The organism is Corallococcus sp. bb12-1, from assembly GCF_026626765.1.
GTDB classification, from domain to species: Bacteria; Myxococcota; Myxococcia; order Myxococcales; family Myxococcaceae; genus Corallococcus; species Corallococcus terminator.
In genome coordinates, this window is sequence record NZ_JAPNJZ010000024.1 from 459,097 (window position 1) to 478,431 (window position 19,335).

19 protein-coding genes are annotated in these 19,335 nt (G+C 70.4%); 9 read left to right on the forward strand and 10 right to left on the reverse strand.

Annotated features, from left to right (window positions below):
- Positions 1-208 precede the first annotated feature (208 nt).
- A complete protein-coding gene (locus OV208_RS29470) occupies positions 209-1,204 on the forward strand; it encodes a multiheme c-type cytochrome (protein ID WP_267577239.1) in 996 nt (331 codons plus the stop codon).
- Positions 1,201-2,730, forward strand: a complete 1,530-nt coding sequence (locus OV208_RS29475) for an NADase-type glycan-binding domain-containing protein (protein WP_267577240.1) — start codon at positions 1,201-1,203, stop codon at positions 2,728-2,730. Before OV208_RS29470 ends, OV208_RS29475 begins: the two co-directional genes overlap by 4 nt.
- Before the next feature lie 46 nt (positions 2,731-2,776).
- Here OV208_RS29475 and OV208_RS29480 read toward each other — a convergent pair whose 3' ends face one another.
- From OV208_RS29480 to OV208_RS29510, 7 genes are all read right to left on the reverse strand, one after another.
- The gene (locus OV208_RS29480; protein WP_267577241.1) at positions 2,777-3,190 is read right to left on the reverse strand and encodes an SET domain-containing protein; all 414 of its coding nucleotides are present in this window, start codon (positions 3,188-3,190) and stop codon (positions 2,777-2,779) included.
- A 72-nt stretch (positions 3,191-3,262) separates the two neighbouring features.
- Positions 3,263-4,408, reverse strand: a complete 1,146-nt coding sequence (locus OV208_RS29485; RefSeq protein WP_267577242.1) for a GTP-binding protein — start codon at positions 4,406-4,408, stop codon at positions 3,263-3,265.
- A complete protein-coding gene (locus OV208_RS29490; RefSeq protein ID WP_267577243.1) occupies positions 4,405-5,568 on the reverse strand; it encodes an anhydro-N-acetylmuramic acid kinase in 1,164 nt (387 codons plus the stop codon). The genes OV208_RS29485 and OV208_RS29490 overlap by 4 nt, the downstream gene beginning before the upstream one ends.
- A gap of 65 nt (positions 5,569-5,633) precedes the next feature.
- Positions 5,634-6,596, reverse strand: a complete 963-nt coding sequence (gene murQ, locus OV208_RS29495) for an N-acetylmuramic acid 6-phosphate etherase (RefSeq protein WP_267577244.1) — start codon at positions 6,594-6,596, stop codon at positions 5,634-5,636.
- Positions 6,597-6,612: 16 nt separating this feature from the next.
- Complete coding sequence (gene rpmB, locus OV208_RS29500) at positions 6,613-6,804, reverse strand: 50S ribosomal protein L28 (RefSeq protein ID WP_120540363.1); 192 nt, start codon at positions 6,802-6,804, stop codon at positions 6,613-6,615.
- Between the two features lie 105 nt (positions 6,805-6,909).
- Positions 6,910-8,433, reverse strand: a complete 1,524-nt coding sequence (locus OV208_RS29505) for an NAD(P)-binding protein (RefSeq protein WP_267577245.1) — start codon at positions 8,431-8,433, stop codon at positions 6,910-6,912.
- Between the two features lie 84 nt (positions 8,434-8,517).
- Positions 8,518-9,207 carry an HAD family hydrolase gene (locus tag OV208_RS29510; RefSeq protein ID WP_267577246.1) on the reverse strand — a complete coding sequence of 230 codons (690 nt, stop codon included), beginning with the start codon at positions 9,205-9,207 and terminating at the stop codon, positions 8,518-8,520.
- Between the two features lie 85 nt (positions 9,208-9,292).
- On the opposite strand from OV208_RS29510, the gene OV208_RS29515 reads away from it, so the two are divergent.
- Positions 9,293-10,366 carry an enoyl-CoA hydratase/isomerase family protein gene (locus OV208_RS29515; RefSeq protein WP_267577247.1) on the forward strand — a complete coding sequence of 358 codons (1,074 nt, stop codon included), beginning with the start codon at positions 9,293-9,295 and terminating at the stop codon, positions 10,364-10,366.
- Positions 10,367-10,382: 16 nt separating this feature from the next.
- Here the strand turns inward: OV208_RS29515 and OV208_RS29520 are convergent, their stop codons facing one another.
- The 3 genes from OV208_RS29520 to purM form a co-directional block, all read right to left on the reverse strand.
- Positions 10,383-10,820: a DUF523 domain-containing protein gene (locus OV208_RS29520; protein WP_267577248.1), complete on the reverse strand. Its 438-nt coding sequence runs from the start codon at positions 10,818-10,820 to the stop codon at positions 10,383-10,385.
- A gap of 86 nt (positions 10,821-10,906) precedes the next feature.
- Complete coding sequence (gene purN, locus OV208_RS29525) at positions 10,907-11,572, reverse strand: phosphoribosylglycinamide formyltransferase (protein ID WP_267577249.1); 666 nt, start codon at positions 11,570-11,572, stop codon at positions 10,907-10,909.
- Complete coding sequence (gene purM, locus OV208_RS29530; protein WP_267577250.1) at positions 11,569-12,606, reverse strand: phosphoribosylformylglycinamidine cyclo-ligase; 1,038 nt, start codon at positions 12,604-12,606, stop codon at positions 11,569-11,571. The genes purN and purM overlap by 4 nt, the downstream gene beginning before the upstream one ends.
- A 177-nt stretch (positions 12,607-12,783) precedes the next feature.
- Here purM and OV208_RS29535 point away from each other — a divergent pair, with 177 nt between their 5' ends.
- From OV208_RS29535 to OV208_RS29560, 6 genes are all read left to right on the forward strand, one after another.
- Positions 12,784-13,434 (forward strand): Crp/Fnr family transcriptional regulator, encoded by a 651-nt coding sequence (locus tag OV208_RS29535; protein WP_120532054.1) that lies wholly within the window; start codon positions 12,784-12,786, stop codon positions 13,432-13,434.
- Position 13,435: 1 nt separating this feature from the next.
- A complete protein-coding gene (locus OV208_RS29540; protein ID WP_120540357.1) occupies positions 13,436-14,191 on the forward strand; it encodes an MBL fold metallo-hydrolase in 756 nt (251 codons plus the stop codon).
- A 69-nt stretch (positions 14,192-14,260) separates the two neighbouring features.
- Positions 14,261-15,112, forward strand: a complete 852-nt coding sequence (gene accD, locus OV208_RS29545; RefSeq protein WP_267577251.1) for an acetyl-CoA carboxylase, carboxyltransferase subunit beta — start codon at positions 14,261-14,263, stop codon at positions 15,110-15,112.
- A 19-nt stretch (positions 15,113-15,131) separates the two neighbouring features.
- Positions 15,132-16,415, forward strand: a complete 1,284-nt coding sequence (locus OV208_RS29550; protein ID WP_267577252.1) for a bifunctional folylpolyglutamate synthase/dihydrofolate synthase — start codon at positions 15,132-15,134, stop codon at positions 16,413-16,415.
- Between the two features lie 39 nt (positions 16,416-16,454).
- Positions 16,455-17,726 carry an alpha/beta hydrolase gene (locus OV208_RS29555; protein WP_120540355.1) on the forward strand — a complete coding sequence of 424 codons (1,272 nt, stop codon included), beginning with the start codon at positions 16,455-16,457 and terminating at the stop codon, positions 17,724-17,726.
- Positions 17,727-17,818: 92 nt separating this feature from the next.
- The gene (locus tag OV208_RS29560) at positions 17,819-19,291 is read left to right on the forward strand and encodes an AMIN domain-containing protein (protein WP_267577253.1); all 1,473 of its coding nucleotides are present in this window, start codon (positions 17,819-17,821) and stop codon (positions 19,289-19,291) included.
- The last annotated feature ends 44 nt before the right edge of the window (positions 19,292-19,335 follow it).

Sequence of the window (19,335 nt, forward strand, 5' to 3'; positions counted from 1 at the left end):
CGGGAATCGGAGCGCCCCTGTTGTTCACTTCCGATGGGTATACGGAGGCGTATTTCTTTATTCTTGGCGGTATTTTCGCCCCGGTTTTCGGAGATATCCGGATTCTGAGTGTCTGAGAAAATGTCATCAGGCGCGGCGCGTGTATTGCGCGCGAGCCCGGTGCGCCGTTTCCCACCGTCGGGTCGGACGCCTAGATTGCGGTGTTCTCGTGTTCGCGCTCCTTCTCACCTGCTCTCTGCTGGCGGCGGCTCCCAGCGCTCGTTTCCCACAAGGGACGGCGCGGATGGAGCCGGGGCCCGCGCCTCACGGACTGCCTGACTGGGATGTGCGGCGTTGCGAGGAGTGCCACGCGGAGCAGGTGACGCAGTGGCGCGCCAGCGGGCATGCGACGGCGCGGACCGACGACGTCTTCCAGGTGGCCATCACCGAGGACCGCCCCGCGTGGTGCGTGCAGTGCCACGCGCCGTTCGCGCGCAACCTGAAGCGAGGAGCCCTGCCGCCCGACAGTCCCGCGGAGGAGCGCGGCGTCACCTGTGCTGGCTGTCACGCGCCGCTTGGTGACGCGATGGGCGCCCAGGCGATGCCTTGCGCGGGCTGTCACCAGTTCGGTTTTCCGGTGCTCGATAGCGGAGGCCGTCGGCAGCGGCTGTCCGCCACGCAGTCGCAGCAGGACACGGTGGGCGAGTGGACGCGGTGGCGTGAACAGTCGGGTGACACGCGTCACTGCACCGCCTGCCACATGCCGCGCGGGGACCATGGTCTGGGCGGCACTCGCCGCACGGATTCGCTCAAGGCCGCGCTGAAGGTGGAGCAGGTGCGCGGGGCGCTGCTCTTGTCGCTGCGCGACGTGGGCCATGCGTTCCCAACCGGAGACGTGATGCGCTGGGTGGGCGTGGAGGTGGCGAACGAGCCCCTCTTCGAGTCCCCCCGCACGGTGGCCACCTTCGGACGCAAGCTGGAGTTGCGCTCGTGGCCGGGAGAGGCACTGCCGCACCTGGGCGCCGTGGAGGACACGCGGCTCTTGCCCGGTCAGACGCGCCGCGTGCCCCTCCCTCCCGGGGCCCGCTACGCCCGCATCGTCTACCACCTCGTGTCCCGGCAGCAGGAGGACTCGGGGCTCTATCCCGCTGGGCTGTCGCGGCTGGTGCTGTGGGCCGCGCCGCTGCAATCCCCTCCCACTTCCAAGAAGGACCGCACGCCATGATCCTCCTCTCGCTCCTGCTCGCCGCCGCGCCGCCCGTCCTCCTCGAACCCGATGCGGGCGGTGCGCACCGACTGCATCCACGCCGGGTGACGTCCTCCTCCTTCCTGGAGAACGGCTGGAACAAACACGAGCAGAACTACCTGCCGCTCTACATCGCGGATGAAGACCCGACCACGGCATGGGTGGAGGGCGTGAAGGGGCGCGGCGAAGGCGAGTCGATTGAGTGGTGGGGCCCGTCGCTGACGAAGGCGAAGAACTACCGCCTCTTCGTGCGCAACGGCTTCCAGAAGACGGACAAGCTCTTCCGGGCCAACGCGCGTCCACGCAACGTGAAGCTGGAGCCGCTGGTCCAGGGCGAGACGGGCCCCCAGACGACGGGCACGCCGCTGGAGGTGGAGTTGAAGGACGTGCAGGGCTGGCAGGAGGTGGTGCTGCCCGTGCCCGCGAAGGTGGAGGGCGTGCGGCTCACGCTGGTGACGACGTATCCCGGGAGCGCCTACGAAGACACGTGCCTGAGCGACCTGCGCGTCTACGTGGAAGGCGACGACCCGTACCGGGCGGAGGCGGAAGCCGCGGCGTACGAAGAGGTGCGCAGCTTCGCGTACGAGCGCAAGCAGGCCGCCGCGCGCAATGACACCGGAGCGAAGCTGGCCTGGGCGCCGCGCTACACGGCGGAGACCCTGCTGTCGCAGGAGCGCAAGAAGCCGGACGACAACTACGGCGAGTCCGCGGACCAACGGCTCGCGGCCGTTCCGGACAAGAAGGCGTACCACGATGCGCTCGTGCGGGCCCGGGAGGTGGCCGCCCTGTTCCAGAAGGCCGACCTGGAGCACAGGGGGCTCACGTCGGAGGCCCGCGCGACGTGGACGCGGGTGAAGCCCGCGCAACTCAAGCCGCAGCGGGCCACGGCGCGCGCGGCGCTCTCCGCGATGGAGGACGACGGGATGGTGGGCGTCGCCGGACTGCTCCACCTGGGGGATGCGTCCTTCTTCGAGGCCGACACCACCCAGGCGCAGATGCTCGCGGCGATCGCGAAGACGCGCAAACAGGAGACGGCCGCCCTGAAGGCCTGCGTGAAGCAGTGCGTTCAGCACCGCAAGGATGAACCCCTGCCGGCCGGCAAGGAGCATGACTGCGACTGCGAGGGCGAATGCACCGGCTGCTATGATGCGCCGCTGAGTACCCAAGCCGAGGTGCTCAAGCACCAGTTGAATGGCGGTGAGTTCATCCTGGGCCCCCTGACGAATCCCACGGCCTTCCTGCGCGGCAAGGCGGAGGAATCCGGCAGCCGCGAGTCCTGGCTCACCTTCCGCCAGACGCTGGTGCGTTACGCGGGGGACAAGGCGGACGTCGTGCTCGTGCGCGCGCACGGCAAGGACATGTTGCAGGTGGATGAACCCCTCCGGATCCATGTGCTCGAATGGACGGAGTCCGGAGGCAAGGCGCGCCTCGCGTCCATCACGTCCTTCCTCGTCAACAACGCCTCCCTCCGCGTGGTGCGCTACCGCCCCGCGAGCCGGACGTAGGGCGCCCGAGGCCCCGTCCTTCCGATGGATGGGGCCTCGCGGACCTTCAGTGGATTGTGGAGGGCCGCAGCAGCAGTTCGGAGTCGATGAGGCCGTCGAACGCGGTCCACGGGTCCTCCATGGTGACGTAGTTGTCCGTGAGCTCCTCGCCCGGTTCGATGTCGCGCAGCGCGAGCGTGGCGGTGCGCTCCGGGTTGTTGCCGCAGGTCGCCTCGGGCGAGTGGTTCATGAAGCGCGCATCGTCACCGCACAGCACCAGGGTGTCGTGCTCGCAGTAGGCGTAGCGGGCCAGGAACGCGCGCGCCTCCGGGGCCATGGCTTCGACATCCTCGGGCCAGAAGCGCAGGTCCAGGCCGTTCTCATAGAGCCACACCACGGTGCCCCGGGGGATTCGCTCCTCCGCGAACAGGCCCAACCCGTGGATCCGCGACGGCTTCAACGACGTCTTCACACGCAACATGCAGGGGCACCCTCCGGGACTCCCCGGTGGGAGCCATGCCCCTGAGATGTGGGTGTGACGGCCCGGCCTGAATCACCCGGCGGTCGGAAGCCCCACGGCGTTCAGTCGCACGAAGACCTGCATCAGGACGTAGAGGGAGAAGGCGGCGTCGTCCACGCGCAGGTGCGGCAGGGTGGACAGCCCCTGCAGGCGCAGCAGGTCCGCGCCGTCCACGCGCAGCAGGAAGGCCTGCTGGGCCACGGTGCCCTCACCGGCGAAGGCCATGGCGCGCCGGACGGCGTCGGTGCAGGCGGTGACGCAGGTGGTGTAGTCCCCGGCGCTGAAGGCGGCCTCGGCGGCCCGGGCATGGTCGAAGAGGTCCCCGGGCGCCAGCGCGCTCGTGGGGCCGAGCAGGCGGGGGCCGGCGCTCGCGGCGATGATGGGCGCGGGCTCCACGCGCGGCGGGGCGGGCGTGGTCAGCGTCCGGGGCACGGGTGTGGGGGCGATGGTGGCCGCGGTGGGGCTCTGCGTCGGGGGCACCTGCGGCGGCGCGGACGGCGGCTGCCGGTGGGTCAGGTGCTGCGCGAGCTGCGCCTCCAGGCCGGCGGGCGCGGTGCCGGGCGGCGGCGGGGTGGGGCGGGGCGGCGGGACGATGCGCTTGGCGCGCAGGTCCTTGATGACCAGGCGGGTGATGGTCTTCAGCGTGTCCAGCACGCCGCGGCCGTTGGTGGCGGCCGTCTCGAAGTCGGGCACGCCGCGCGGGTTGAGTTCCCGGCGCAGCTCCTCCACGGACAGGGTCCCCTCCAGGTCGCGCTTGTTCCACTGCATCACCAGCGGGAAGCGCTCCAGGCGGATGCCGTTCTCCAGGAGGTTCTCCTCCAGGTTGGCCAGGGACTCGCGGTTGGCATCCATGGCCTCCGCCTGCGAGTCCGCCACGAACACCACGCCGTCGGCGCCCTGGAGCACCAGCTTGCGGGTGGCGTTGTAGAAGACCTGTCCGGGCACGGTGTAGAGGGCGAGCCGCACGGAGCAGTCGCCCACGCGCTCCACCTTCACCGGCAGGAAGTCGAAGAACAGCGTCCGGTCGCCTTCGGTGGCGATGGACATCATCTCCCCACGGTGCGCCGGGCGGACGGTCTCGTAGACCTTCCGCAGGGTCGTCGTCTTCCCGGACAGGCCCGGGCCGTAGAAGACGATCTTCGCCGCGACTTCGCGGGCCATCAGGTTCACGCTGCTCACGGTGTCAGCTTACCTAGAACGACTCGGCGCCTCGCGCCAGTTGCGGGGCAAACATTCGCGGGCGTTCCAGCCCGGTGCTCGGCCGCGAGCAGGGCGAAGAGGGCCGCTTCCTTCGCCTCTTCGGGGAAGCCCAGCACGTCCAGCCGCTCCAGGGGCACGGGGGCCAGCCGCGCCCGCAGGTCCTCCATCAGCGCCGGATTCCGCGTCCCTCCGCCCGAGGCGTACACCGCTTCCAGGTGGGGGAAGCGGGGGTACACCCAGGTCTCGAACGCTCTCGCGGTGGCCTCCACGGTGAAGGCCCTCGCGGTGGCCATCAGGTCGTGGGGGCGCTCCGGTGCCGCCGCCCAGATGCGCTCCACCAGGGCCTCGCCGAAGCCCTCGCGTCCGGCGCTGCGGGGAGGAGGGCGCGCGAGGAACGGATGGGCGAGCAGTTCCTCCAGGAGCGCGGGCAGCACCCGACCCCGGGACGACAGGCTCCCGTCGCGGTCGCACCCCAGCCGGCCGTCTGTCATCCGGCGCGCCAGGCCGTCCAGCACCATGTTGGCGGGCCCGGTGTCGAACGCGAGGGTGTCCTCCATGCGAGAGCCCACCACGCTCAGGTTTCCGATGCCGCCCAGGTTGAGGAACGCTCGCGTGGCGTCCGGCCGTTCGCGGTTCCGGAACACGGCCCAGTCCAGGTACGGCACGAGCGGCGCGCCCTGGCCGCCCACGGCCATGTCGCGGGTGCGGAAGTCGCTGACGACGGGCAGGCCGGTGCGCTCGGCGATGACGGAGGCCTCGCCCAACTGGAGCGTGGAGGGCGTGGAGGACAGATCCGCCGGCAGGTGGGCCATCGTCTGGCCGTGCGAACCGACGACGTGCACGTCCCCGGGGGCCACGCCCGCGCGAGCGAGGACGGCGAGCACTGCTTCGGCGAACTGTTCGCCCAATTCGAAGTTGAGCGCGCACAGGCTCCGGGCGTCCTGGGGGCCCAGCACCCGCGCGATGAGGTCCGGCGCGAAGGGGCGTGAGACGTGGGCCAGCAGTTGGAGCGTCACGTCCGCGCCCGTGCCCTCCACGCGGCACAGGGCGGCCTCCGCCGCGTCCACGCTGGTGCCGGACAGCACGCCCACGCACAGCCGGGGCGGCAGGGAGGGAGCGGTGGGCGGGATGGGGCGCATGCCCTCAAGTCTAAAGCCCTGCTCCCACGCTCGCCGGACCCCAGCCCCGCGGGTCCCCCCGGTGTTCAGGACCGACGTCGCCGGGGGCTTTTTCCGTTCGCCTTGGACACGGCGGTACGTCCAGGCACAGGAGGAGCGAGCGCCCGCAGGCCCCCGTCCTCCAGCCTGCGCCGCGCCTGGGCGGGCGGGAGCCCGGTGAAGTGCATGGCCAGCGCCAGCTTCACGCTGTCCCCCGCCGCCGCGAGCAGCGCCCGGGCCCGGGCCGCAGGCAGGTCCGTCAGCTCCGCCACCATGCGCGCCGCGCGGGCCTTGAGCTTCGCGTTCGTCGGGCGCACGTCCACCATGCGCCCCCGGTACACCTTGCCCAGCGACACGAAGGCCGCGGTTGTGAGCGCGTTCAGCACCAGCTTCGTCGCCGTGCCCGCCTTGAGGCGCGTGGAGCCCGCCACCACCTCCGGCCCGGTGCGCGCCAGCACCACCGTGTCCGCCCGCATGGCCTTCCCCGGTGGGTTGCAGCACACCAGCACCGTGTGCGCCCCCCGGAGGCGGGCCTCGTCCAGCGCACCCCGGACGTAGGGCGTGGACGCGCTCGCGGAGATGCCGCACACCACGTCGCGCGCCGTCGCCCGGAAGGCGCGCACCGCCCGCGCTCCCGCCTCGACGTCGTCCTCGGCGCCCTCCACGGCACGCGTCAGGGCCCGCTTGCCTCCCGCGATGGCCGCCTGGACGCAGGTGGACGGCACGCCGAAGGTGGGGGGGCACTCGCTGGCATCGAGCACGCCAAGCCGTCCGCTGGTGCCGGCGCCCACGTAGAGCAACCTGCCACCGACGCGCAACGCTTCCGCCACGGTCCGGGCCGCCGCCGAGATGGCCGGCAGGGCCTCGCGCACCGAGCGAAGGGCAATGAGGTCTTCTTGATGCAACCGTCGGACGACCGCCTCGACAGGGAGGAGGTCCAGATCATCCGCGCGGGGGTGGAGCCGTTCGGTGGGCGGAAGCGCTGCTTTTGGGGCGCGCGTCGTGCCCACCGGAAGGACCCGGACTTCAGGCGGCCTTGGTCACCTTGCCCGCTTTGATGCAGCGGGTGCAGGCCAGAACGCGCTCGATGCTGCCACCGACGTTGGCCCGCAGCTTCTGCAGGTTCGGCAGGCTCCGCTTCTTGGTCTTGTTGTTCGCGTGGCTGACGTTGTTACCCACCAGCGGACGCTTCCCACAGAGGTCGCACTTCCACGCCATGACTGCTAACTCCTTGAAAACTGGGGCGTTCTACGGCAGCCCATAAAAGAGCGGCGGAACCTACCAGAAACAGACCGAAAATCCAGCCGGATCCGTGACGGAAACCTATCCCTTGAGGGGATCCTTCTTCTTCAACATGTCCTGCACCAGCTTCGCGGCCCGCATTCCCGCCAGGAGCTCGCCTTCCAGGCCCAGTCCGGGCAGCACCTCGCGGCCCGCCAGGATCACGTTCTTGGCCGGCGTGCGCTGCTTCAACCCCGTGACGCCCAGGAAGGCTTCCGACTCGAAGCTGTAGAGGGGGTGGGGCATGAGGCGGCTGCCGCGCACTCCCCCGGCGTCCAGGTAGGGGGCCGACCGCAGCGCGCGGTGCTGCTTCGTGAAGGGCATGAGGCGGTCCAGGTGCTCGTCGATCTTCGCCGCCAGGCTCTGGAGGTGCTCCTCGCCCAGCTCTCGCGCGGAGGCCGGCACGAAGGCGCCCGCGCACACCACGCGCACGCCCTCCACGTCCCGGCTGTTGCCCCCGGTGGTGGTCCGCGCCGGGTGCTGCTGCACGAGCATGGGACCCAGCTCCGGGTCCTGCGTGTCCACCAGCACCAGCTCGCCCATGCCGCGCGGGAGCGCCGACTCCGGCACCACCCAGTTCACGCTGAAGAGCAGGGACTTGGTGTTGGACTGGTCCAGGTGCTCCAGGAGGCCCCGGTGGTGCTTCTTGTCCGTCACCAGCCGGCGGATGGCCCCGGAGTCCGTGGCCGTCACCAGGCACGACGCCCGGTAGAGCGTGTCCGAGCGCACCAGCTTCACGCCCGCGAACTTGCTGCCGTCGAACGCCAGCTCCTCGACGATGAAGCCCGCCGGGTTGTCGCGGCCCAGCACGTCCCCGCCCAGCTCCGTGAGCCGCCGGGTGAGGACCTCGCGCAGGGCGTCCATGCCGCCGGGGTAGGTGGAGGGCGCGGCGAGCACCTGGGACAGGGCCCGGGTGAGCGCCAGGGGCGCGGAGGGCTTCTCCAGGTGCACCACGAAGGGCAGCAGGCCGCGCACCAGTGACAGCGCGGGGTCCTCGCTCGCGAGCCGGGGCGTGGCCTCCAGGCCCGGGTGGTCCTTCATGAGCCCCTTGAGCTTCCAGCCCTCGAAGAAGCCGTCGGGGGGGAGCTGGGGGCCCGTCTTGAAGAAGGCGTCGGTGGCTTCGTGCTGGGCGGCGCTGCCGGCCAGGGCTCCCTGGATGCCTTCGCCGGCCTCGCCGAACTCGCGCGTCAGCTCCGAGCGGCGGCGCGCGGCGTCCGTGGTCAGGTCCACCCGGTTCTTCGGCAGCACCAGTTGGAGTTCGGGCGCGTGGGGGCGCATCGCGCGGCCGATGACGGTGGACAGCCCCAGCTCGGAGAGGGCTTCCTCCACCGCGGGCATCGCCTTGAGGGGCGGCGCGACGAAGGGGGCGTAGGGGAGCACGAAGCCGTCGTGCTCGTAGCCGGGGCCCATGCCGTCGTGCTCCACCAGCAACACGCGGTGGTTGCGCTTCGCCAGGAGCGCGGCGGCGAGCGCCCCTCCGACCTGGCTGCCCAGCACGATGACGTCGTACACGTGCCGGGACGGGCCCGAGGGGAGCTTGAGTTGTTTGGCGGAGGACGTCGACATGGCCGCCGAACACTACACAACGTCACCGCGTCTGGCGCCCTTTTGGCGCGTTGGTTTCGGACGGGGGCGGGTCCGGACGACCCGTCAGGGACGCGCGGAGAAGAGCCGCGCCAGCAGCTCCGGGGGCAGCGTGTCGAAGTCCGCGGCGGTGTAGTGGGCGCCGGCCTTCTTGAGCAGTTCGGCCGTGGTGGTGGTGGTGATGCCCACGGTGACCATGCCGGCGGCGCGCGCGGACAGCACGCCGTTGATGGCGTCCTCGAAGGCCACGCACGCCTCCGGGGGCACCTTCAGCGCCTGGGCCGCCGCGAGGAAGATGTCCGGCGCGGGCTTGCCCCGCTTCACCTGCTCGGCGCCGACGACGCACGCGAACAGCGGCCGCACGGAGAGCCCATCCAGCACCAGCTCGCGGTTGCCCTGCGGCGCGGCGGTGGCCACGGCCATGGGCAGGCGCGCGTCCCGCAGGCGGTGGAGGAAGCCTTCCGCGCCCCGGTGCAGCGCGAGGTAGGGCCGGTAGATGGCGCGGTAATGGGATTCCTTCTCGTCCGCGAGCGCATCCAGCTCCGCGACGGACAACGTGCGGCCCAGGAGCTCCGGGAAGATCTCCTCGTTCTTCTTGCCCGCGAACTCGTTCTGGAACCGCTCGGCGCTCAGGTCCTCCAGCCCGAGCTTCCGGGCAAGCGTCACCCAGGCCCGGTTGTGGAAGTCCATGTTGTCGACGAGCGTGCCGTCCATGTCGAAGACGGCGGCGCGCAGGGGGGCGGCTGCGGAAGTCATTTGCTTCCCATACCGCTTTCAGCCGGCTTGTCACCCCTGAATCTCCCATGTGTGCTCGGCTGGGCCTGATATCCCCTGGAGGCATATGAGCGAGGACGTGCTGCTGGAGACCCGGGGCGCCGTGGGCCTTGTCACCCTCAACCGGCCGAAGGCGCTCAACGCGCTCTCGCTGGACATGTGCCGGGCGCTGCATCCCCAACTGGACGCCTGGGCCGCGGATGCCTCCGTGAAGGCCGTGGTGATCCGGGGCGCCGGGGGAAAGGCGTTCTGCGCGGGAGGGGACGTGCGCGCGGTGGCCGGGTCGGTTGGCCGCACGGAGGGGGGAGCGTCCCTTTCGAGCGAGTTCTTCCTCGCCGAGTACGCGCTCAACCACCGCATCCACCACTTTCCGAAGCCCTTCATCGCGCTGGTGGACGGCATCTGCATGGGCGGGGGACTGGGGCTGTCGGTGCACGGCGGATTCCGCGTCGTCACGGAGAAGCTGGTGCTCGCGATGCCGGAGACGGGCATCGGCATCTTCCCCGACGTGGGCGGTGGCTGGTTCCTGCCGCGCTTCCCGGGCGAGACGGGCACGTACCTGGGGTTGACGGGCGCGCGGTGTGACGCGGCGGATGCGGTGTGGCTGGGGTACGCGACGCACCGGGTGGAGGCCTCGCGGTTGGAGGAAGTCCTGGGCGCGCTGGTGGCCGCGGATTGGAGTGGCCCTGCGCACCACGTGGTGGCGCATGTGCTCGCGGGCTTCATCGCGGAGCCGGGGACTTCCACGCTGGAGGCGCTCGCGGAGGTCATCCACCGGTGCTTCCAGGGCAACCGGGTGGAGGACATCCTCGCTGCGCTGGAGCGCGAGGGGTCGACGTGGGCGCAGGAGACGCGGGCCACGCTGCTGCGCATGTCGCCCACGAGCCTCAAGGTGACGCTGCGGCAGCTTCGCGAGGGGCGTGGCCAAGACTACGACACGATGGCGCGCGTGGAGTACCGCCTGAGCCAGGCGCTGACCGCGCGGCCGGACTTCCGGGAGGGGATCCGGGCCGTGCTGGTGGACAAGGATCAAAAGCCGCGCTGGAGCCCGGCCACGCTCGCGGAGGTGACGGAGGTGGAGGTGGAGGCGTGCTTCGCGCCGCGACCCGGGGACGAGCTGGTGTTGCCGTCGTTCGGCTGAACGCAGGGGAGGACGGCTACAGGTCCTCGTCGCTCACGACGGTGCGTCCGTCCGCGCGCAGCAGCGCGGTCGTGATGCCTTCTCCGGGACGCAGCACGCCGGTGTCGTAGACGCGCTGGCTGCCGCACGAAGGGCTCTTCTCCTTCAGCAGCGCCACCGGGACCTCGAACCGCCGCGCGGCATCCAGCGCGAGTCGTGCGCCTTCCCTGAACGCCTCGGTGCGGTCCTCGCGGGTCTCCCGCGTGAGGGCCTGTGCACGGCCGGCCCAGACATCCACGCCCGTGCCTCCGGACAGGTCCACGGGAGGGCGGGGGATGCCCATGCCCGCCCCGGCCTCCGGACAGATGGGGACCACGGACTTGCCTTCCAGTGCCGCGAGCACGCGCTCCGAACGCTGCGAGCGCCCGTCATACCGGCACGCCTCACCCAGCAGGCACGCACTCACCAGGACCACGGGCGCATCGCGAAGGGCCTGCCGTCGCGCGTCTCGCGCCGAAGCCTCGGGGGCCGTGGCACCGCTGGATGCGGACTCCGGCGGCTTCACTTCGGAGCCCCCGGACTGCGCAGGGCGCTTCCGTCTCCCGTGACGATCGCGTCCACCCGCGTGCGCATCCCATCCAGCGTCACCGCCCCCATCACCGCCAGCCGCACGGCGAGCGGATACAGCCGGTGCTCCTCCGCGAGGATGCGCGCGCTCAGGCTCGCTTCGTCATCCTGCGGAAGCACCGGCACCGCCGCCTGCGCGATGATGGGCCCGGTGTCCGTGCCCGCGTCCACGAAGTGCACCGTGCACCCAGCCACCTTCACGCCGCGCTCCAGCGCCTGGCGCTGCGCATGCAGCCCCGGGAACGCGGGCAGCAGGGAAGGGTGGATGTTCAGCACGCGTCCCGGGAAGTGCTTCAGGAAGTCCGCGCTCACCAGCCGCATGAAGCCCGCGAGGCACACCCACTCCACGCCCGCGTCGGCCAGCACGCCGTGCAGCGCCGCCTCGAAGTCCGCCTTGGACTTGAAGCCCTTGTGGTCCACCACCTCCGCGCGCACGCCCGCGTTTCGCGCGCGCTCCAACCCGTAGGCGGTGGGCATGTTGGACGCCACGCACGCCACCTCGGCCGGGAAGTCCGCCTGCCCGGCCGCGTCGAGCAGCGCCTGCAGGTTGCTCCCGCCACCGCTGATGAGCACCCCCAGCCGCGCCCGCTGCGCGCTCATGGGTCGATGACCGCCGTGGCCTCGCCCTGGCCCGCTTCCACCCGGCCCACCTCGGACGCTTCCACGCCCCGGCCGCGCAGCACCTCCAGCGCCTTCGCCACGTCCTCCTTCGCCACCACGACGATGAGGCCCAGGCCCATGTTGAACGTGCTGAACATCTCGTCGCGCGCGACGTTCCCCGTCTTCGCGATGAGGTCGAAGATGGCCGGCTTCTTCCACGCCGACTCATTCAGCACCGCGCGCGTCCCCTCCGGCAGGCACCGGGGCAGGTTGCCCGGGATGCCGCTGCCGGTGATGTGCGCCATGCCCTTCACCTTCACCGCCTGGCACAGCGCGAGCGCGTCCTTCACGTAGATGCGCGTGGGCTCCAGCAGCGCGTCACCCAGCGGGCGGTCCAACCCCTGCGGCGTCACGTCCAGCGGCAGCTTCGCGTCGTCCAGCAGCACCTTGCGCGCCAGCGAGTAGCCGTTGCTGTGCAGCCCCGACGACGTCAGCCCGATGAGCGCATCCCCCGGCTTCACCGTCTTGCCGTCGATGATGGCCGAGCGCTCCACCACGCCCACGCAGAAGCCCGCGACGTCGTACTCGCCGCGCGCGTAGAAGCCCGGCATCTCCGCCGTCTCTCCGCCCAGGAGCGCGCACCCGGCCTGCTCGCAGCCCAGGGCGATGCCCTTCACCACCTCCGCCGCCGCGTCCACCTCCAGCTTGCCGGTGGCGAAGTAGTCCAGGAAGAACAGCGGCTCCGCGCCGCAGGTGAGGATGTCGTTCACCGACATGGCCACCAGGTCGATGCCCACCGTGTCATGGCGCCCCGCGAGGAAGGCCACCTTGAGCTTGGTGCCCACGCCGTCGGTGCCCGCCACCAGCACCGGCGCCTGGTACTTGCCGGGCGGCAGGGCGAACAGTCCGCCGAACCCACCCACCCCGGCCAACACCTCGGGGCGCATGGTGCGCGCGGCATGGGGCTTGATTCGTTCGACGAACGCGTCGCCGGCCTCGATGTCTACGCCGCTCTGCTTATAGGTCGTTCCCACGGGCCGGCCTTGTATCCCTCCCGGAGGCCCCTGTCTCGGGCCTCAAGGGCCCGGTGTCGGGTTTGCGGCGACCGTGCGTGCCCCCCGGCATGAAGGGCGGCCTGCCGATGCGCTTCGGGCGATATCGCTCTGGGATATTTGACCAGTGGGATGGGGGCTGATTGACTCGCTGGCCAGATGGGCGCCGAGGAAACCCTCTTTCAAAGATTTGGCAAGGAGTTCCCCAAGGGCACCGAGCTCTTCCGTGAGGGAGAGATCGGCAAGGAGATGTTCGTCATCCAGTCGGGGAAGATCGCCATCTCCAAGCGCGTGCGCGACGTGGAGAAGGTCCTGGCCGTCCTGGGACCGGGCGAATTCTTCGGTGAGATGGCCATCATCTCCAACAAGCCCCGGAACGCCTCCGCCATCGTCCATGACGACGCGAAGCTGCTCGTCATCGATCCGAAAACCTTCGAGGCGATGATCCGCGGCAACGCGGAGATCGCCGTCAGGATGATCAAGAAGCTGGCCGAACGCCTGTCGGAGGCGGACGCCCAGATTGAAAACCTGCTCCACGGGGACCCCGCCAGCCGCGTGGTCCATCAGATCCTCCAGGCCTGCCAGGCGCGGGGCCGGCAGCAGGAGGAGGGCGTGGAGATCGACTTCGCGGTGCGGGAGATGCCCCGGCAGATCGGCGTGGGCGAGCCCGCCGTGCGCAGCATGTTGGACCGGATGGAGCGCGCGGGTCTCATCGAGCGCAGCGGTGACAGACTGACCGTGTATGACACGGCCCGGCTGCATGACTTCCTCAACTACCTCGAGATGAAGTGGAAGTTCGGAGACCTCTAGCGTGAAGCTGCAAGTCCTCGGGTGCCACGGCGGCGAGCTTCCCACGTGCAGGAGCACCTGCTTCCTCGTGGACGACGTGCTCGCGCTCGACGCGGGAGCACTCACCGGGACGCTGTCGCTGGAGCAGCTCTGCAAGGTCGACGACATCCTCGTCGGCCACAGCCACTTCGACCACGTGAAGGACCTGCCGCTGCTCGCCGACCTCGTCATCGGCCGGCGCGACAAGCCCGTCACCATCCATGCCTCCCGCGAGTGCGCCAGGGCGCTGCGCGAGAACATGTTCAACAACGCCCTGTGGCCTGACTTCACCCGCATCCCCACGCGCGCGAAGCCCGTCCTGGCCATCAAGACCTTCCGCGCCGGCAGCACCTTCCAGGTGGGCCCCTACACCGTGAGGAGCGTGCCGGTGAGCCACCCGGTGGAGTCGTGCGCCTTCATCATCTCCGACGGGAAGTCCTCCCTCGCGATGAGCGGCGACACCGGCCCCACCGACAAGCTGTGGAAGGCGCTCAACGCCACGAAGAACCTGAAGGCGCTGCTCTTGGAAGCCAGCTTCCCCAACAGCCTCCAGGCCCTGGCGGACATCTCCGGCCACCTGACGCCGGCCACCGTGGGCTCGGAGCTGCGCAAGTTCGACCGCAACGGCGCCCAGGTGATGCTCTACCACCTGAAGCCCGCCTTCATCCCCCAGCTCAAGAAGGAGCTGGCCCCACTGCCGGTGAACGTCCTGGAGCTGGGGGAGACCTTCCAGTTCTAGGTCGTGCCGCAGCGCGCCGTACGGAGGTATTGACGGCTGTCGGCGGGCGGACTAACCCCTGGCGCCCTCATGGCCTGGTTCTCCAAGAAGCCCCGCATCGCCGTCGACCCCGAGCCTGTCGCCGAGCCCCAGCCCTCCCGCATGCAGGGCCTGTGGGCCAAGTGCGAGAGCTGCGACGAGATCATCTACCGTCAGGAGCTGGAGAAGAACTGGATGGTGTGTCCGCACTGCGAACACCACCACGCCTGGACGGCGCGCTCGCGGCTGGCGGCCACGCTGGATCCGGACTCCTTCGAGGAGTTCGACAGGGAGCTGGAGCCGTTGGACCCGCTCGGCTTCAGCGACACCAAGAAGTACAAGGACCGGCTGAAGTCCACGCGCAAGAACCTGGATGAGAACGACGCGTTCATCTCCGGCGTGGGCCGCATCGAGGGCCACCAGGTCTCCGTGGGCTGCTTCCTCTTCGAGTTCATGGGCGGCTCCATGGGCTCGGTGGTGGGAGAGAAGGTGACGCGCGTGTTCGAGCGCGCCTACGAGCTCAAGTGCCCCGCGCTGGTGTTCTCCGCGTCCGGCGGCGCGCGCATGCAGGAGGGCATCTTCTCCCTGATGCAGATGGCGAAGACGTCCGCGGCCATCGCGCGCTTCCGCAACAGCGGCAAGCCGTACGTGTCGGTGATGCTCAACCCCACCACGGGCGGCGTGGCCGCGTCCTTCTCCTGGCTGGGCGACGTCATCCTCGCGGAGCCGCACGCCCTCATCGGCTTCGCGGGCCCGCGCGTCATCGAGCAGACCATCCGCCAGAAGCTCCCGGAGGGCTTCCAGCGCTCGGAGTTCCTGCTGGACCACGGGATGATCGACGCCATCATCCACCGCAAGGAGCTGCGCGCGAAGCTGGGCCAGCTCTTCGGCCTGCTGGGGTAGGGCGGTTTCTCCGAACGCCATGGACGCGCCCAGCACTCCCGAGGAGGCCCTGCGCTTCTTCCAGGCGCTCAACCCCTCCGGCATCAAGCTGGGCCTGGAGCGGGTGAAGGACGCGCTCGCGGCGCTGGACCATCCGGAGCGCGACTACCCGGCGCTGCACGTCGCCGGCACCAACGGCAAGGGCAGCACCTGCGCCTTCGTGGCGCGCGCGCTCGAAGCCGCCGGCCACCGGGTGGGCCTCTACACGTCGCCGCACCTCGTCCGCGTCAACGAGCGCATCCGCGTGGCGGGCGAGGACATCCCGGACGACGTCTTCGGGCAGCGCATCCTGGAGGTGCTGGAGCGCTACCCCTCCGCGCGGACGGACCCGATGACGTACTTCGAGTTCGGCACCGTGGTCGCCCTCTGGCACTTCTCGCGGGAGCGCGTGGACGTGGCCGTCCTGGAGACGGGCCTGGGCGGACGGCTTGACGCCACCAGCGCCGCGAACCCCGTCGTCACCTGCGTCACCCCGGTGTCCTTCGACCACATGGAGTACCTGGGCCACACGCTCCGGGAGATCGCCGGGGAGAAGGCGGGCATCTTCAAGCCCGGCGTGCCGGTGGTGCTCTCCAGGCAGGACCCGGAGGCGATGGACGCGCTCCTGCGCCGGGCGGAGCAGCTGGGCGTTCCCGTCCAGGTGGAGGGCCGTGACTTCGGGCTGGAGGTCCGCGACGACGGCGGGCTGGCATACCGGGGGCTCGTCTGGTCGCTGGGTGACCTGACGCTCGCCCTGCGCGGGCCCTACCAGCGACAGAACGCGGCGGTGGCCCTGGCCTGTCTGGAAGCCCTCCACGCGCGGGGCGTGGCCGTGACGCCGGAGGCCGCCCGCGTGGGGTTGGCCACGGCGCGCTGGCCCGGGCGCCTGGAGGAGGTGACCACGCATCCGTCCGTGGTGGTGGATGGTGCCCACAACCCGGCGGGGGTGGCGGTGCTGCTGGAGGCCTTGGAGGCCCTCTACGCGGGGCGCCCCCTGCACCTGGTGTTCGGGGTGGTGGCGGACAAGGACCGGGGACCGATGATGCGGGCCCTGTTTCCCCTGGCGACCTCCGTCCACCTCACGCCGCTGGACACGCCGCGCTCGCTCGCACCGGAGCGATACACCGACGAAGCGCGGGTCTTGTGTTCACGGGTCGTCGCCCATGCCTCCCTGGAGGATGCCCTCGCGGGTGCCCGGGTCGATGCTGACGGCAGCCCGGAAGGATGGGTCCTTTGTACAGGTTCATTGTTTCTGGTGGGCGCCGTGAAGCGATTGCTCGCGTGAAACCTTGGCGCAATGCAGCAGCGGCAGTAACTTTGAGACATGCGCCTGCCGGACTGGAGATCGGCCCTACCCGGCCCTCCGATGCCCACCGTCGATGAAGTCGACTTCCGGGCGCTGTACTCAAAGACGAACTACGTGGTGGAGACGGCGGACGGATGGTCGCTCGTCATCACGCGCTACCGGCCGGTGAAACAGGCGTTCGCGCAGCCGCTGTTCGGTGAGCCGCTGCTGCTCGTGCACGGCTTCTCCCAGAACCGGCACACGTGGACCAGCGGCCAGTTCGTCAAGAACCTGCTCTTCTTCGGCGTGGACATCCACATCCTGGAGCTGCGCGGGCACGGCAAGAGCTCCATCGCCTTCCAGAAGGAGCGCGCCGAGCGCTTCAAGCGCCCGCTTCCCACGGACCTGGACTACGGCTGGGACCTGGACAGCTACTTCCTCTACGACCTGCCCGCGGCCGTCTCCGGCGTGAAGCGCATCACCCGCCGCGAGCGCGTCTTCTACTGCGGCCACTCCATGGGCGGCATGCTGGGCTACGGCTACGCCGGCATCCACGACGACTTCGAGGGGCTCATCACCATTGGCGCCCCCGCGGACCTGGGGCGCGGGTTCATGCTGCTGCGCATGCTGGCGCACGGCTCGCCGCTCCTGGCGAGCGCGGTGGACATGGCGCTGGGCGGCGTGAACCTGAATCGCCGCGCGAGTTCGTTCGGACGCTCGCTCCTGTCGAAGGGGGCAGGGGCCTTCAGCCCGGCGCTCCAGAAGCGCCTGGCGCCGGACACGCCGAAGTCGCTCGTGTTCAACGCAGTGCCGGTGGACATCGTGCTGAAGTTCGTGGAACGACAGATTGCGCAGGCGGATGATTCGAAGCTGTATCAGCGTTTCACGCGCAAGCTGAACCGGCTCATCAACACCGAACGCGTCAGCCGCGACGACATCCGGTGGCTCTTGCGCGAGGGCGGCGAGCGCGAGCCGCGCAAGGTGATTGAACAGTTCGCCCGGTGGATCCGCCGGGGCGAGATGGTCTGCTACCGCACGGACTACGACTTCAAGCGCGGCTTCGGGAAGATTGAAATCCCCATGGCCATCATCTTCGGGGACATGGACCCGCTGGCGTCCGTGGAGTCCACCCGCAGCGTGTATCGCGCGGCGAAGAGCGAGTACCTGCTGTGGCGGCCGGTGAAGGGCAACAGCCACGTCGAGCTGACGATGGGGCACGACATCCGGCAGATCTGCTACGACATCAAGAATCTCATTGAATACACACGCACGCACCGCACGCGCTCGCCCACGCTGCCGCGCTTGCGTTGAAGCGCGGACGTTCCCACCGGCCTGAAAAGTTGGAGCCTCCCGGCTGCGTGCTAATTTCGCGCGCCTCTGTCGTACGGCAACGGGAGTGGTCGATGAAGGCCTTGGCGGTGTCGCTGCTCGGATGGATGCTCGTGCCCCTGGTGGCGCTGGCGCAGCAGCCGGCTGCGGACCTCAACACCATCACCAGCATCACCGTGAATGGTGGGACGGTGGAGATCACCGGCAGCAAGAAGCCGGACTTCAACAGCTTCACCATGACGGATCCGCCGCGGCTGGTGCTGGACGTGTCCGGCGCCGTCTTCCAGGGCGTGGACGAAGAGCAGCCGGTGGGCAACGGCACCGTCACCGGCATCCGCACCGCCACGTACGGCACCGAGTCCGCCTCCATCGCGCGCATCCTCATCGGCTACGAGCGCGAGGTGGAGACCGACATCCAGTCCTCCGGCAACAAGCTGGTGGTGAAGGTGTTGGGCGGGGGCGGTGCGGCCGTCGCCGCGAACACGCCCGCGCAGCCGCAGGGCACGGCGGAGGTCGCCTCCGCGACCAACACCCCCACGGGAGCCAATGCCCAGGACGCGGCCCGCGCCGCCGCTTCGGACCGCGACGCGCAGGAGAAAGCCGCGAAGGCCGCCGCCGCCGCCGCCCGGGCGGACCGGGAGGCCCAGGAGAAGGCCGCCGCTGACGCCGCCGCTCGCGCCAAGGCGGACGCGGACGCCGAACGCAAGAAGCAGGAAGAGGCCCGCCTCGCGTCGCAGCGCCAGGACGAGGAGCGCCGCGCCTCCGAGGCCGCCGCCATCGCCGAGCGCAAGCGCCAGGAAGAGGACGCCCGCGTGGCCACGAAGCGCGCGGAGGACGACCGCCGCGCCACCGAGCAGGCCGCCGCCGAGGCCCAGCGCCAGCAGCAGGCCCAGGCCCAGGCCTCCGCGAAGAGCTCGGCGGAAGAGAAGCGCGCCTCCGCGAAGAGCCTGGCCGAGGAGAAGCGCGCCGCCGCGCAGGCCGCCGCCGAGGAGAAGCGTGCCGCTGGCCAGGCCGCCGCCGAGGAGAAGCGCGCCGCCGCCCAGGCCCGCCGCGACGAGCAGCAGCAGGCCATCGCCGCCGCCGCCGAGCAGAAGCGTCAGAGGGCCGAGGAGGCCCGAGCGAGCCGCCAGCAGCGGACGGTGGCGTCCCGCGAGACGCCCTCGCGGCCGGCGAGCCAGGGCAGCGCGGCGCGGGAGAGCGGCGGGGGACAGACGTCGTCGCGCCGCAAGACGATGACGCTGGTGGGCTTCCAGCAGCAGCCGGACAGCTCCCGCGTGTTCGTGCGCACCAACGAGCCGGTCCGCTACACGGTGAGCGAGTCGGGCAACCAGGTGGTGCTGGAGCTGGAGAACACGCGCGTGGTGGAGTCCAACAACACGCTGCCCCTGGACACGCACTTCTTCCCGTCGGCGGTGTCGCGCGTGGAGGCGAACCCGGGGCCGGGCCAGTCCGTGCGCGTCGTCATCCAGCTGAAACAGGGGGTTCGCTACCAGACACGCCAGGACGGCGGGCTCATCACCCTCGACTTCCCGCGTCCGGGCCGCTAGGACGGGGCGGGCGCCGTTGCCGGAACGGCGCCCCTTGCCACCCC